This window comes from Pseudorhodobacter sp. (genome assembly GCF_034675685.1).
In the GTDB taxonomy this organism is placed as follows: domain Bacteria; phylum Pseudomonadota; class Alphaproteobacteria; order Rhodobacterales; family Rhodobacteraceae; genus Pseudorhodobacter.
On the sequence record NZ_JAUCDA010000013.1, the window covers coordinates 54,029 to 68,721 of the forward strand.

General features: G+C 59.8%; 10 protein-coding genes. 3 read left to right on the plus strand and 7 right to left on the minus strand.

The window, feature by feature from the left end; genetic code table 11:
- Positions 1-6: 6 nt before the first annotated feature.
- The 3 genes from VDP61_RS10290 to VDP61_RS10300 form a co-directional block, all read right to left on the minus strand.
- Positions 7-1,137 carry a carbohydrate ABC transporter permease gene (locus tag VDP61_RS10290; RefSeq protein WP_323006819.1) on the minus strand — a complete coding sequence of 377 codons (1,131 nt, stop codon included), beginning with the start codon at positions 1,135-1,137 and terminating at the stop codon, positions 7-9.
- On the minus strand, positions 1,137-2,129 hold the full coding sequence (locus tag VDP61_RS10295; protein ID WP_323006820.1) for a sugar ABC transporter permease: 993 nt from the start codon (positions 2,127-2,129) through the stop codon (positions 1,137-1,139). Before VDP61_RS10295 ends, VDP61_RS10290 begins: the two co-directional genes overlap by 1 nt.
- A 135-nt stretch (positions 2,130-2,264) precedes the next feature.
- On the minus strand, positions 2,265-3,617 hold the full coding sequence (locus VDP61_RS10300) for an ABC transporter substrate-binding protein (RefSeq protein ID WP_323006821.1): 1,353 nt from the start codon (positions 3,615-3,617) through the stop codon (positions 2,265-2,267).
- 284 nt (positions 3,618-3,901) lie between these two features.
- Between VDP61_RS10300 and VDP61_RS10305 the strand changes: the two genes are divergently transcribed.
- From VDP61_RS10305 to VDP61_RS10315, 3 genes are read left to right on the plus strand one after another with little or no spacing between them, the layout of a single operon-like run.
- Positions 3,902-4,933, plus strand: coding sequence for a substrate-binding domain-containing protein (locus VDP61_RS10305; protein ID WP_323006822.1), 1,032 nt, complete (start codon positions 3,902-3,904; stop codon positions 4,931-4,933).
- Between the two features lie 2 nt (positions 4,934-4,935).
- Complete coding sequence (locus VDP61_RS10310; protein WP_323006823.1) at positions 4,936-6,264, plus strand: GH1 family beta-glucosidase; 1,329 nt, start codon at positions 4,936-4,938, stop codon at positions 6,262-6,264.
- A gap of 15 nt (positions 6,265-6,279) precedes the next feature.
- Positions 6,280-7,260 carry a glucokinase gene (locus VDP61_RS10315; protein WP_323006824.1) on the plus strand — a complete coding sequence of 327 codons (981 nt, stop codon included), beginning with the start codon at positions 6,280-6,282 and terminating at the stop codon, positions 7,258-7,260.
- Between the two features lie 512 nt (positions 7,261-7,772).
- On the opposite strand, the gene VDP61_RS10320 is transcribed toward VDP61_RS10315, so the two are convergent.
- From VDP61_RS10320 to glgA, 4 genes are all read right to left on the minus strand, one after another.
- Complete coding sequence (locus VDP61_RS10320; RefSeq protein WP_323006825.1) at positions 7,773-9,308, minus strand: trimethylamine methyltransferase family protein; 1,536 nt, start codon at positions 9,306-9,308, stop codon at positions 7,773-7,775.
- Positions 9,309-9,493: 185 nt separating this feature from the next.
- The gene (locus VDP61_RS10325) at positions 9,494-11,122 is read right to left on the minus strand and encodes an alpha-D-glucose phosphate-specific phosphoglucomutase (protein WP_323006826.1); all 1,629 of its coding nucleotides are present in this window, start codon (positions 11,120-11,122) and stop codon (positions 9,494-9,496) included.
- Positions 11,115-13,232 (minus strand): glycogen debranching protein GlgX, encoded by a 2,118-nt coding sequence (gene glgX, locus VDP61_RS10330; RefSeq protein WP_323006827.1) that lies wholly within the window; start codon positions 13,230-13,232, stop codon positions 11,115-11,117. Before glgX ends, VDP61_RS10325 begins: the two co-directional genes overlap by 8 nt.
- A complete protein-coding gene (gene glgA / locus VDP61_RS10335; RefSeq protein WP_323006828.1) occupies positions 13,229-14,650 on the minus strand; it encodes a glycogen synthase GlgA in 1,422 nt (473 codons plus the stop codon). Before glgA ends, glgX begins: the two co-directional genes overlap by 4 nt.
- Positions 14,651-14,693: the final 43 nt, after the last annotated feature.

The following is a 14,693-nucleotide window of genomic DNA, read 5'->3' on the forward strand; positions in this document are numbered from 1 at the left end:
TTTCCCTTACTTCACAGATCCGGCCAACAGGCCCCGGACCAGATATTTTTGCATCGCAAAGAACACGACCAGCGGCACCGCAATGGTGACAAAGGCCGAGGTTGCCAGAATTTCCCAATCGCCCCCGCGCGACCCCATCAGGTTTTTCAACTGCCCGGTCATCACCAGTTGATCCGCCGAATTGCCCAGAAACACCAGGGCCACCAACAGGTCATTCCACGTCCACAGAAACTGAAAAATCGCGAAAGAGGCCAGCGCGGGAAAGGACAAGGGCAGGATGATTTTCAGGAAAATCTGAAAATCCGTCGCGCCATCCACCCGCGCGCTTTCAATAATCTCACGCGGCAAGCCGACCATGTAATTGCGCAACAGGTAAATCGCCAGTGGCAGGCCAAAGCCGGTATGCGCCAGCCAGATGCCGATATAGCTTTTGCCGATGCCGATTTCATTATGCAGCTTCAACAAGGGGATAAGCGCCAGTTGCAGCGGCACCACCAACAGGCCAACCACCAGCGCCACGATCAGCGCCCGGCCAGGAAACTCCATCCAGGCCAGCGCATAGGCGGCAAAGGCGGCAACCAGAATCGGAATGACTGTTGCCGGAATGGAAACAGTCATCGTGTTCAAAAACGCCCGCCCTAACCCTTCGGCCCCCAAAACGCGGCCATAGTTTTCAAAGGTAAAGCGCGCGGGTGTCACCGTGGTTGCAAAGATGCGCATGCCCCGGTTGCCGTCCATCGCTGTGGAAGAGGTGATGGTGAAATCGCCATTTCGGGCAACGGTCACGGTTTCATTATCCTTGGTCACAACGCTGCTGCCCACCGCATGCGCGCCGGGTTCGCGGATAGAGGTGCCAAAAGCGCTGACCTTGCCCGCGCCGCCTTCGAAAATATTGCCCTCAATCACAAAAAGCCCGTCTTTCAGCACCGCCGTATCCGGCCCCGGTGCGCGATATTGCACCGAAGCCTCGGACGGAAACATTGCCTTCCACCAGCCAGAGGCGCTGATCTGATCACGGTCGCGAAAGCTGGATACCAGCAGGCCAAAGGTTGGAAAAGTCCACAGCACCACCAGCGCCAAGGCGCAAAGGTTCACCGCCCAGACCAGCCGCGATCGGGTGCCGACGATATTATCCATCAGCGCGCCTCCTTTGCAGCGTTTCGGATGTTCCAGATCATGATCGGCGTCACCATCAGCATGATCACGATCGCGGCGGTGGAGGCGCGGCCCGTATCATTGCCGCGAAACATCCAGTCAAACATCAGATTCGCCAAAACCTGCGTGCCCCATTGGCCGTTGGTCATGGTCAGCACAATGTCGAAGACTTTCAGCACGGTGATCGTGATCGTGGTCCAGACCACCAAAATCGTACCCCAGATTTGTGGGACCTTGATTTTCATGAAAACCTGCAACGGCGAGGCACCATCAAGGATAGCGGCCTCGATGGTTTCCTCGGGGATGCCGCGCAGGGCCGCCGACAAGATCACCATGGCAAAGCCGGTTTGGATCCAGACCAGCACGATCATCAAAAGAAAGGAATTGATGACGGGAGAGGTGAGCCAGGTTTGCGCCTGCCCCCCCATCCCGGTCCAGAGTGCGTTCAGGATGCCGATCTGTTCCTGCCCATCGGGGCGATATTCATAGACCAGCTTCCAGATCACGGCCGCCCCGACAAAGGAAATCGCCATCGGCATGAAAATCATTGCCTTGGCAAAATTCCCCCAGCGGATACGGTCGGTTACGGCGGCCGCAACCAGCCCGAAAAAGGTAGAGGCCGCAGGCACGAACACCAGCCACAAAAGATTGTTGAACATGCTTTCGCGAAATTTATCGTCATTGATCAGCCAGATGTAATTGGCCGCCCCGACAAAATTATCACCCTCGGCATCCATGAAAGACAGGTAGACCGACACGAACACCGGGTAGACCAGATAGACCGTCAGCAAGGCCAAGGCCGGGAACATGAACAGCCAGGGCCGGATCTGATTGGCCCGGTTGATATTGGCCCCGGCCTTGGGGCCGGACGCGGGAAACAGCCGATCAAGCGCAATGTTTGACAAGAAAAAGTAACAAATACAGCCAAACACACCGACGATAATCGTCACGGCCGCCATTACGAACTGTTCCATGATCCCCCTGTTCCGTCTTGAGTGCCAGCACAAAGCCACCCCGAATTTTCTCCGAAAATTCCGCTTGTGGACCCGGCTTGGACTTGTCGTTCCCCCGCAGGGCATATGGCCGGCGGGGGAAACCTGTGCGGTTGCTTACTTGATGCTGTCCCATGTCTTTTGGATATCGGCCGCGACGGCCGCCGCATCCTTGCCGGCGGTATAATCTACCATCCCCGTCCAGAACACGCCTGCCCCAATCGCCCCCGGCATCAAATCAGAGCCGTCAAAGCGGAAGGTATCGGCACCCAACAAGATGCCACCCATTTTCTGCAAGGTCGGGTCGCCGTAGGCATCGGCATTGACGCCTTTATGCGGGGTCAGGAAACCTTTTTGCGCCATCCAGACCTCATGCGCGATCGGGCTTTGCAAGAAGGTCATAAAGGCTTGGGCGACAGGGCTGTCTTGGGTGATGACAAACAGCGTGCCTGCGCCCAGCACCGGTTTGCCCAGATCCTTGTCGGCATAGGCCGGGAAGTAAAAGAAATCGGCATCCTGCCCGACAACGGTCCCTTCGGGAAAGAACGAGGGAATGAAGCTGGCCTGACGGTGCATGTAGCAGGCGGGCGGCGAGGCAAACAGGCCCTTGGGGCTGTCGCGGAAATCGGTGGACCCCACGGCACCCGCACCACCGGCCACAAATTTGTCATTGCGCGCAAACCAGCCAAAATCCTCAATCGCGGCGATGACCTTGGGGTCGTCAAACTTCATCTCATTGCTGACCCAGGCGTCATAATCGGCGGGCGTATTGTTGCGCAGCATCATATCCTCGACCCAATCGGTCGCGGGCCAGCCGGTCGCAGGGCCAGAGCCCAGACCAATGCACCAGGGCGTGCCACCATCGGCAACGATCTGCTCGGTCAGCGTCTTGAGGTCTTCCATCGAGGTTGGCACCTCATAACCGGCATCCTCAAAGTTTTCAGGCACATACCAGACCAGCGACTTTACATCGACCTTGTAGAACAGACCGTAAAGCGCCTTGGCGCCATCGGGGCCTGCATAAGTTGCCAAATCCACCCAGGATTGGCCTGCGGCGTAATTCTCCTTCAGCCAATCGGCTGTTTCAGCGGGTAAGGCCGTCAGTTTGCCACGTTTGGCAAGATCGGCGGCAAGGCCGGGCTGCGGAATCACGGCGATACCGGGGGGCGAGCCCGCCTCGACATCAATCATCACGCGCTGCTCAAACCCGTCACCGCCGGTATATTCGACATCGGCACCGGTCGCCGCCTCAAAATACGCGATCACGCTTTCAAACAATTCCTTGTCAACGCCGCCCCAAGGCCCGTCGATCTTCAGCGTCTGGCCCTTCAGGTCGGCCGCTTTCAGCGCTTCAAAACTGTCCCAGTGAAAGCGCGCATCCTCACCCGGAGCAAACTTCAGATCCTGGGCGTGCCCGGCACCTGCCAGCAAGGCAATGACAGCCGCCCCCGTAAAATAACTGGTTTTCATATCATCCTCCCGATGATCACGCCTTTTGGCGTTGTGATTGATATCTTGGCGGCAGAATCAATTTCAAACCGCTTTGGGTGATTTATCTTCAGCGAATTTCATCAGTGTGTCAATGACGGCATGCGAGGATTGGCGGCGAAAATGCCGACATATCCAGAAAAAGGCCTTATCACAACCGCTTTGGCTACAGCCAAAACCGGGCCTAGGCGTGCCAAGTTAGGCTTTGACCTTACCCGAAGTTCCCGCTACGATTTCAATAAATCCAAACCGCTTTGGGTAATTTGATGAACCTGAAAGACCTTTCCCTGAAGCTGGGCCTCTCGCCCACGACAGTCAGCCGTGCGCTGAATGGCTACCCCGAGGTGAGCGCGGCCACGCGTGAAAGGGTGATGGCCGCAGCCAGGCTTTACAACTATCAGCCAAACACCCGCGCGATCCGGCTGGCAACGGGCCGGGCGATGGCGGTTGGCCATGTGATCCCGGTGGAAACCCGGCATGAAATCGTGAACCCGATCTTTGCCGATTTTATTGCGGGGGCTGGCGAAACCTATTCCAAGGCCGGGTATGATTTGATCTTGTCGATCGTGCCAGATGGGGATGAGGCGCGCGTCTACCGCGAAATGAAATCGCGCGGCAATGTTGACGGGGTGATCGTCCATTCGCCCAAGCAAGATGATTTTCGCATCAAGCTGCTGCATGAAATCAAGATGCCCTTTGTGGTGCATGGTCGTGCAACCGGGGCCGGGCATCCCTATTCATGGGTGGATGTGAATAACCGCCGCGCCTTTCGCCGCGCCACCGATTTCTTGCTGGATCTGGGCCATAGCCGTATCGGGCTGGTAAATGGGCTGGAGTTCATGGATTTCGCGATCCGCCGCCGAACCGGCTATCAGGAGGCATTGACGGCGCGCAATGTGGGTGTTGATTGCCAGCTTATGCGATCTATCGAGATGACCGAGGGGCTTGGCTATCAGGCGGTTCGCGAGATGCTGGCGCTGCCAGCGCCGCCCACCGCCTTTTTGCTGTCGTCGATGATCATCGCACTGGGGGCGCGGCGGGCGATTGACGAAGCCGGGCTGAGGATCGGGCGCGATATTTCCGTCATCATCCATGACGATGATCTGAGCTATATGAAAAACGGCGGTGATGTACCGATTTTCACCGCGACCCGGTCGTCGGTACGCGAAGCGGGGCGGCTTGCGGCAGCCATGCTGTTGGAAACCATCGCCACCCCTGCCGCCGCCCCTTCCAACCGGCTGCTGGAGGCCGAATTGATCATCGGCCAATCCACCGGCCCCGCACCCCAAAGGCCCTGACTATGCTGCCAAAACGCGCTGAGTTTCCGAAGGATTTCCTGTTTGGGGCCGCCACCTCCAGCTATCAGATCGAGGGCCATGGCTTTGGCGGCGCAGGTCGCACGCATTGGGATGATTTTGCCGCCACCCCCGGCAATGTGGTTCGCGCCGAAAACGGCGCCCTCGCCTGCGATCACTATCATCGTTGGCCCGAGGATTTTGACCTGATGCAGGCCGCAGGCTTTGATGTCTATCGTTTTTCCAGCTCATGGGCGCGGGTGATGCCCGAGGGGCGCGGTGCGGTGAATGCCGAAGGGCTTGATTATTACGACCGCTTGATCGACGGCCTGCTGGAACGCGGGATAAAGCCCGCGCTGACGCTTTATCATTGGGAACTGCCCTCGGCGCTGGCCGATCTGGGCGGCTGGCGCAACCGCGATATTGCCGGGTGGTTTGCCGATTATACCCAGGTTTTGATGCAACGGATCGGGGACCGGGTCTGGTCTGCGGCCCCGATCAATGAGCCGTGGTGCGTGGCCTGGCTGTCGCATTTTCTGGGCCATCACGCGCCGGGCTTGCGCGATATTCGGGCCACAGCGCGGGCGATGCATCATGTCGGGCTTGCCCATGGCCGCGCGATAGAGGTGATGCGCGGGCTTGGCATCGGCAATCTGGGGGCCGTGTGCAATATGGAATACGCAGCCCCCGCCAATGGCAGTGCCGCCGCCGCCGCCGCTGCCAGCCTTTACGACGGGTACTATAACCGCTGGTTTGTGTCAGCGATGTTCCGCGGCGAATACCCCGCCGATGTGCTGCAAGGGCTTGGCCCCCATATGCCGCAGGGCTGGCAAGACGATATGGCGACAATCGCCGCACCCGTCGATTGGGTCGGGGTGAACTATTACACCCGCAAGCTGATCGCCCCTGCCCCCGGCCCATGGCCCGCACATCATGAGGTGGACGGCCCCTTGCCCAAGACCGCAGTGGGTTGGGAGATTTACCCCGAGGGGCTGGAATTTTTCCTGCGCCGCACCGCTGCCGATTATTCCGGCGATTTGCCGATCTATGTCACCGAAAACGGTATGGCCGGGGCCGATGTTTTGCGCGGCGGGGTGGTTGATGATACACCCCGGATTGACTATCTGGCGCAGCATCTGGCCGCCGTGCAAACCGTTATTGCCGAAGGGGTTCCGGTAAAGGGCTATTTCACCTGGTCACTGATGGATAATTTCGAATGGGCACATGGCTATGAAAAACGCTTCGGTTTGGTGCATGTCGATTTCGAAACCTTGCAGCGCACCCCCAAAGCATCCTATCACGCGCTCAAGGCTGCTCTTTTGCGCCGCGTCTGAGATCGGAGCAACGCCATGTCTACGCCCCTTACCGCCCGCCTGAATCTGGTTGCCGATATTGGCGGCACGAATACACGGGTTGCGCTGGCCGATGGCAAGGTTTTGCGGGCGTCCACGATACGGCGCTATCGAAACGCCGACTATCCCGGCCTGGAAACGATTTTGCGCGCGTATTTGCAAACCCAGGGCGGGGTTGTATGCACGGGTGCCTGTGTGGCTGTGGCCGGGCCGGTGGCGAAGGGCGTGGCCACGATGACCAATCTGGATTGGACGATTGATGGTGCCACGCTGGAACGGGCAACCGGCGCAGGGGTGGTTGCGATCTTGAATGACCTTCAGGCGCAGGGCCATGCCCTGGGCCATATCGCGCTTGAAAATCTGCGTCCGGTTATCGGGCAGGCTGAACCCAGCGCGGGGGCGGCCAAACTGGTGATCGGGGTCGGAACCGGGTTCAACGCCGCCCCGGTGCATGAAACGCCTTGGGGGCGCATCGTCGCGGCCTCGGAATGTGGGCATGTGAATATGCCGGTCCGCACCGAGGCGGATTTGCGGCTCGCGCATTTTGTCGAAACCGCGCATGGCTTTCCGGGGGTTGAAGATGTGCTGTCGGGGCGCGGGCTGGAACGGCTGTTTGCCTTCGTATCCAACGAAGCAGGCACGCCCGAGGAGCGCGCTGCCGCCGATATCGTCGCGGCGCTTGCATCGGAAAAGGGCACCGGGCTGGCCAGTGATACAGCGCGCCTTTTCGTGCGGCTTTTGGGGGCAGAGGCGGGAAATCTTGCTCTTGTCCATCTGCCATTTGGCGGCATCTATCTATGTGGCGGGGTGTCACGCGCCATGGCCCCCCATCTGGAATCAATGGGGTTTGAAGCCGCCTTTCGGGATAAAGGCCGGTTCGCTGGCTTCATGCAGAACTTTTCGGTCTCGGTGATCGAGGATGATTTTGCCGCCCTGACCGGCTGTGCCGTATATCTGCATCAGGGTGCGCAGGGCTAAAGCCGGGCAGCGGTTGGGCGGGGTTTCAATCGCCGGGTGAGTAAAGGGCGGTTTCTTCCAGCCCCGGCTCTTGGGTTTTCAGCCGAGTGTCATGCGGGATATTGTGCGACTCACTTTGGGCCTGAAACAAGGCCTGTCACATAACGCGTTGAAATCCTTTATTTCAGGCAGCGATATATGAGAAAGGCTTTCAGCCGAAGCGCGGCGGGCCAAAAAACCTTTCGCCAGGGGTGCTGGCCTTGTCGGCGCCTGCAACCGCAAAACTACCCTTTTTGAACCCGATGCCATCCGCTGCCGTCGCAAGCAGATCGGCCGCGATTTTTGCCTTTGGCCATGATCGCCAAGCCTGCTACCGCAAGCGAACGCGCGCCCCGTCAAGCGCCCCGTCAAGCGCTCCGTCACCGGGCCGAACTTTTGCACCCCGACCGCCTCAAACCGATCTTCGGCGCTACCAGCCTTGGGTGCGCAGTCGGGCACACAGGTCTTCAGCACATCAGCGGCAGGGTATGCAATCAGTACCACATATCTTTGACCTGGCTCTTTTTGGCGGCAACAAATTCCTCCAACCCCTGACGGATGCCCGCATCCAGCGCGGGGGGTACAAATTCGGCCAGCCGTTTTTTCCACAGCGTATTGGCGCGGGTGGCGGCGTCAAGGCCGCCTGCGGCCTCCCATTTCTCGAACGGGTCATTATCGGCAAGGTCGGAATCCCAAAAGGCGGTCTCATAATTGGCCAGCGTGTGGGCGCAGCCAAAGAAATGATTGCCGGGGCCAACCTCGCGGAAAGCGTCCAGCGCCAGTTGGTTGTCGTCGATCTGGATGCCGTCAAGATAGGTGTGCAGCGCCCCGCACAGATCAGCGTCGAGCATGAATTTTTCATAGGACATCGCCAGCAGGCCATCCAGAAACCCCGCCGAATGCAGGATGAAATTCGCGCCGCAATGGATGGCCGAGAGCATCGACATCGTGCCCTCGGACATGGCCTGCGCATCGGGCAGCTTTGAGGTGGTGAAATTGCCCGCACAGCGCAGTGGCAGATTCAGGCGGCGCGCAAGCTGGCCGATGACCATGGACCCGATTGCAGGTTCGGGCGTGCCAAAGGTAGGCGAGCCCGAGCGCAGCGACATCGACGACAGGAAATTGCCGAAAATCACCGGCGCGCCTTTGCGTTCCAACTGGGTCAGCGCGCAACCGGCCATGGTTTCAGCCAGCGATTGCGCCAATGCGCCTGCGGTGGTCACCGGCCCCATTGCACCGCCAAGGATAAACGGCACCACGACCGCCGCCTGATTGGCGCGGGCATAGGCGCGCAAAGAGTTGGTCATCGTGCCATCCCAGACCAGCGGCGAGTTCACGTTGACATTGCCAAGGATGACGCAATTCTGATCCACGAAATCACGGCCAAAGACGATGCGCGCCATGTCGATACTGTCCTCGGCGCGATCTTCGGCGGTGACGGAGCCCATGAAGGGGCGGTCCGACAGGGTAAGATGTGCCATCACCATATCAAGATGACGCTTGTTCACCGCAATATCGGTCGGCTCACAGATTGTGCCGCCCGAATGGTGAAAATTGGGCGAGGATTGCGCCAGTTTGATGAAATTCTTAAAATCCTCGATCGTGCCAAAGCGTCGGCCCCGATCAAGATCCATCACAAAGGGAGAGCCGTAGGCGGGCGCAAAGACTACGGATTTGCCACCGATTTCGACGTTATTGGCCGGATTGCGCGCATGTTGGGTGAATTGGGCGGGGGCCGATTTCAGCACCTCACGCAGCAGGCCGGGCGGGAACTTTACCAAAAGGCCCTGCACATCGGCCCCGGCACGCCGCCAATGGTCAAGTGCGATGGGGTCATCACGAAACTCTATCCCGACCTCGGCAAGGATACGGTCGGCAGTTGACTCGATCTTCAGCAGATTTTCTTCGGACAGCACGTCATAGGTCGGGATATTGCGCATGATATAGGGCCGCCCCATGCCGCCCCCGCGTGTGGCGCGTTGGGCCTGACGGGACTGGCGGCCACTGCGTTGTGGTTTGACGTCATTCATGGGGAACACCTCCTGAAACAGCCCTGTTTTCGGGCCTGAAACAGAAGCTATTGCTTTGCCCGTGGCTATGTCGCGGCGATTGGCGACAGATGGGTGTCAGATCGCGCCGCCAAAGCGTTTTGCGGTAGATCTGTCGCGGTAGATCGAACGCAAAACGCAATAGGACAAACTGCGTGCAAACCGCATCAGGTGATGACGTTGGGCCTGGTGCGGCCTGTATACTGGTCAATCCCGGCCAGGGCATGGGCCGCCGTGATGATCGGGGCCAGTGCTGCTTGCGGGTCAAGGTGCAGGTCGCCGGGGCCGGGCAGGTAACGCTCCAGATAGACGCGCAGGGTAGCGCCTTCGGTGCCGGTGCCCGAAAGGCGATAGACGATACGGCTGTCATCGGTAAAAATGATGCGCACCCCCTGATTTTTGCTGACCGAGCCATCCACCGGATCGGTATAGGCGAAATCATCGGCGGCCCGGATGGTCATGCCCGCAAATTCAGTGCCGGGAAGAGTCGGCAATTTGACACGCAGCGCCGACATCATGGCATCGGCCCTGGCGGTTTCAATCGCTTCGAAATCATGGCGGCTGTAGTAGTTGCGGCCATATCTGGCCCAATGCTCGGTCAGAATTTCAGCTACGGACTGGCCCCGCACAGCAAGGATGTTCAGCCAGAGCAGCACCGCCCACAGCCCATCCTTTTCGCGCACATGGTCGGAACCGGTGCCAAAGCTTTCTTCGCCGCAAATGGTGCAGCGCCCGGCATCCAGCAGATTGCCAAAGAATTTCCAGCCTGTCGGGGTTTCAAAATGTTCCACCCCCATCGCCTGCGCCACACGGTCAGCGGCCGCCGAGGTCGGCATGGAACGCGCGATCCCCTTAAGGCCAGCGCTATAGCCGGGGGCAAGATGGGCGTTGGCGGCCAGAACCGCAAGGCTGTCAGAGGGCGAGACATAGACACCGCGCCCGACAACCATGTTGCGATCACCATCACCATCCGAGGCGGCACCGAAATCAGGGGCCGCCTCCCCCATCATCTCGGCCATCAGTTCATGCGCCCAGGTGGGGTTGGGATCGGGGTGCATACCGCCAAAATCGGGCAGCGGCGTGCCATGGGTAACGCTGCCTTTGGCCGCGCCAAGACGCGTTTCAAGAATGTCGCGGGCATAGGGGCCGGTCACGGCATTCATCGCATCAAAGCGCATGGTAAACCCATCGGCGAACCGCGCGCGCATTGCCGGAAAATCGAACAGGCTTTCCATCAGCGCGGCATAATCCGCCACCGGATCGACGATTTGCACCGACATTTCGGCCAGTTGCGTGCTGCCAATGGTGCCAAGGTCAATATCGGGGGTCTTCAGCGTCTTGTAGTGGCTGATGGTTTTGGTGGCGGCAAACATCGCCTCGGTTACGGTTTCGGGGGCCGGGCCACCGTTGGGCGTGTTGAATTTGATGCCAAAATCTTCGTCAATCCCGCCGGGGTTATGGCTGGCCGACAAGATGATGCCACCATCGGTCTTGTTCAGCCGGATCAGGTGGCTGGCAGCGGGGGTTGAAAGCAGCCCACTCTGCCCGACAATGGCTGATTTGGCCCCTTGTGCGGCGGCCATACGCAAAATGATCTGCACGGCGGTATCGTTGTAAAACCGCCCATCGCCGCCGATCACGAACACCTTGCCCGCAGCGCCGCCAATCGCATCAAAGAGCGCCTGCACAAAACATTCCAGATAATGCGGCTGCATGAACACCCGTGTTTTCTTGCGCAGCCCCGAGGTACCCGGTTTCTGGCCCTCAAAAGGCGTGGTTTGGATGGTTTCAATCATGGGGCGGCTCCTGCTGTTCAGGGGGGGTGGCGAAGACGAGCACTGATTGTGCGGGCGCGACGAGCGGCGACACCAAAGGCGTTTGCAACGGGGAATCGGGGCGCGTGGTGTCAAGGATCAAATGCCACAGGTTTGCGGCATCAGGCAAGTGGACGGGCTGTTCGGCCCCGGCATTGAACACGATAAACAAAGCATCGGTGCAGGGATTCCCGGCGGCCGCCGCATGGCGCAATTCCAGCCCGAGACAGCGAAAACCGGCATCATGCCAATCGGCGGCAGTGGGTTCCTTTCCATCGGGACGGCGCCAGACAACATCACGCACCCCATCGGCGCGGGTGGCTGCGTGCAGAAAATGGCGCTGACGCAAAACCGGGTGGGCTTTGCGCACTGCAATCAGCCGGGCTGTAAAGGCAATCAGGGCCTCATCCGCGTCTTCCCAGGTGATCCAGCCCGTGGGGTTATCTTGCGCATAGGCATTGTTATTGCCGCCCTGACTGTTGCCCAATTCATCGCCCGCCAAAATCATTGGCGTGCCTTGGGCCAGCAGCAAACTTGCCAACAGGTTGCGTTTGCGCAAATGCCGGGCCGCGATGATGGTTGCGTTGTCTGTTGGCCCCTCTACCCCCAGATTGTCGGAATGGTTGTCGCCATGGCCGTCACGGTTATCTTCCCCATTCGCAAGGTTGCGCTTGACGGTGAATTGCGTGAGATCGGTCAGGGTAAAGCCATCATGCGCAGTGACGAAATTGACGGAGGCGGTGGCGGGGCGATTGTGATGGTCAAACTGCCCGGCGCTGCCCAAAAGGCGGGCAGCAAAATCGGGGGCCATACCGGCATCGCCACGCCAAAACCGCCGCGTGCCATCGCGGAACTTGTCGTTCCACTCGGCAAAAGGATGCGGAAAATTGCCAAGCTGATAGCCGCCGGGGCCGATATCCCACGGTTCGGCAATCAGCTTGCTACGCGCCAGCGTGGGGTCTTGGCGAAGGGCATCCAGCAGGCCTGCGCCCGCGTCAAACCCGCCGTCCTCACGACCCAACACAGTGCCCAGATCAAAGCGAAAGCCATCGACGCCCATATCACGCGCCCAAAAGCGCAAGGAATCCATGACCATACGCAGCACCATCGGGTGTGACAGGTTCAGCGTGTTGCCGGTGCCGGTATCGTTCACATAATAACGCCCGCCATCGCGCAGCCGGTAATAGCTGGCGTTATCAAGGCCGCGGTAAGCAAGGGTCGGGCCCAGCTCATCCCCCTCGCCGCTGTGGTTGTAAACGACATCCAAAATCACCTCGATACCGGCGCTGTGGAATGCGGCAACCATCTGGCGAAACTCGCTCAGCGCATCGGTGCTGGCATAGCGCATGTCAGGGGCGAAAAAGCCAAGCGTCTGATAGCCCCAATAGTTGCGCAGCCCCCTGGAAACCAGAAAACGGTCATCAATAAAACTGTGAACCGGCAAAAGTTCAATCGCGGTGACACCAAGCTGGCGCAGATGATCCAGCATCGGCGCGGCGCAAAGCCCAAGGTAGCGGCCCCGCAAACCCGCAGGAATATCCGGGTGTTGCATGGTCAGGCCCTTGGCATGGGCCTCATAGATCACGCTGTCGCCATAGGCATGGCCGGGCCCGCGATCGGCAGGATCAATCGGGGCCGCAACAACACATTTGGGCATGAAGGCGGCGCTGTCGCGGTGGTCGATGGACAGATCAGCGCGAAGCGAACCGGGTTTGTACCCCAGCAGCGCATCGGACCAGCGCAAACTGCCCTGAAAGCGGCGGGCATAGGGATCTAGCAGCAGCTTGTCGGGGTTGAAACGCTGACCTTTTTCGGGCGCATAGGGGCCGTGGACGCGGTAGCCGTAGCGCGCACCTACCGCCAGCCCCTCAATATGCGCCGTCCAGATATCGCCGTCACGGTCAGGCATCACGATACGGGCCTGCTCATGCTTGCCATCTTGGGAAAACAGGCACAGCTCCACCCGTTGGGCCGCCGCCGAAAACAGCGCGAAATTCACACCGCCATCTTGCGGCGTCGCCCCAAGAGAATAGGCTGAACCGGGGTGGGCTTTCACCCCAGGCAAGCTGCTGGGCAACGGGCTGTGCGTCACGCCACAAGCCCCGCGTAAAGCGCGGCGTAACGCGCGGCGCTTTCCTCCCAGCCAACGGGATGGCGCATGGCGTTGCGCATCATTTGCGCCCAGATCTTGCGATCGGCATACAAGCGGATCAGCTGTTGCAAGGCCAGCCCAAAGGCCGCAGCATCCGTGGGATGAAAACTGATGCCGGTTGCCACGCCTGCACTTACCGCCGCCGGATTGGCGGTGATCACCGTATCGGCAAGCCCGCCCACGGCGGCAACAACCGGCAAGGTGCCATAGCGCAACCCGTACATCTGTGTCAGCCCGCAAGGTTCGAACCGCGACGGCACCAGCACCGCATCCCCCCCCGCAAACATCCGCTGGCTGAGATCTTCATCATAGCCGATACTTACGGCAACACGCCCCGGATATTGCGCCTCCAGTGCGCGCATTTGCGCCTCCAGGCCGGGGTCGCCACTGCCCAGAACCGCAAGCCCGCCACCAGCGGCAAGAAACTCTGCGGCCACCAGCGGAATAAGGTCGATACCCTTTTGGTCGGTCAACCGGCTGACGATGATGGCCAAAGGGCCGGGAACATCCAACCCTAACTCGGTACAAAGCGCGGTGCGCGCATGGGCCTTACCTTTGGGTGCGCGCGCCGAATACGGGTGCGCGCCGGTTTCAGGGCTCCAGACAGCCGTATCCACCCCGTTCAGAATACCAGACACATCGGCCGCGCGGGCAGTCAAAACCCCCTGCAATCCCATACCAAACTCAGCCCGGCGCAACTCTCCGGCATAGCTGGGCGAAACCGTGGTTATCTTTGAGGCCGTGATCAGGCCGGCCTTCAAACTGGAAAGCCCACCGAAATATTCCAGCGCATCGGGGTGATAGTGTTGCGTCGGCAAGCGCAGCGCAGCCAGCTGCGACGCCGGCGCAAAGCCCTGAAATGCGATGTTGTGAACGGTCATCACGCTTGGCACGCTGGCGCCGGAATAGGCCAGATAGGCCGGGGCCAAACCCGCTTGCCAATCATGCGCATGCAGCACATCCGGGCGCCAGCCATCTTGCAGCCCCTCGCGTGCAATTGCCGCACCAGCCCAACTCAATGCAGCAAACCGAATGCTGTTATCCGGCCAATCCCCCATCGGCCCGGAATAGGGGCCGCCCTCACGATCATACAAATGCGGCGCGTCCAGCAGCAGTATGGAAATCCCCGCCACCTGTCCCGCAACCACCCGCCCCGCCCCGCCAAACAGGTCAGACTCGGCCCAAACCTCGGGCCAACCCGAAATTTGTGGCAAAACCGAAGGATAGGCAGGCATCAAGACCCGCATCTCCCAACCCTGCCCCGCCAAGGCCTGCGGCAAGGCACCGACAACATCGGCCAACCCCCCGGTTTTCAACAGCGGTACACATTCCGACGCAACAGACAGCACGCGTCCCATCTTCAAACCCTTTCTGTTCGGCCCAAATATCCTCGGGGGGTGT

Coding starts and splice junctions, on each gene's coding strand:
- VDP61_RS10300 (WP_323006821.1), bottom strand. CDS start 3,617: ATGAAAACCAGTTATTTTACGGGGGCGGCTGTCATTGCCTTGCTGGCA.
- VDP61_RS10305 (WP_323006822.1), top strand. CDS start 3,902: ATGAACCTGAAAGACCTTTCCCTGAAGCTGGGCCTCTCGCCCACGACA.
- VDP61_RS10290 (WP_323006819.1), bottom strand. CDS start 1,137: ATGGATAATATCGTCGGCACCCGATCGCGGCTGGTCTGGGCGGTGAAC.
- glgA (WP_323006828.1), bottom strand. CDS start 14,650: ATGGGACGCGTGCTGTCTGTTGCGTCGGAATGTGTACCGCTGTTGAAA.
- VDP61_RS10320 (WP_323006825.1), bottom strand. CDS start 9,308: ATGAATGACGTCAAACCACAACGCAGTGGCCGCCAGTCCCGTCAGGCC.
- VDP61_RS10325 (WP_323006826.1), bottom strand. CDS start 11,122: ATGATTGAAACCATCCAAACCACGCCTTTTGAGGGCCAGAAACCGGGT.
- VDP61_RS10310 (WP_323006823.1), top strand. CDS start 4,936: ATGCTGCCAAAACGCGCTGAGTTTCCGAAGGATTTCCTGTTTGGGGCC.
- VDP61_RS10295 (WP_323006820.1), bottom strand. CDS start 2,129: ATGGAACAGTTCGTAATGGCGGCCGTGACGATTATCGTCGGTGTGTTT.
- VDP61_RS10315 (WP_323006824.1), top strand. CDS start 6,280: ATGTCTACGCCCCTTACCGCCCGCCTGAATCTGGTTGCCGATATTGGC.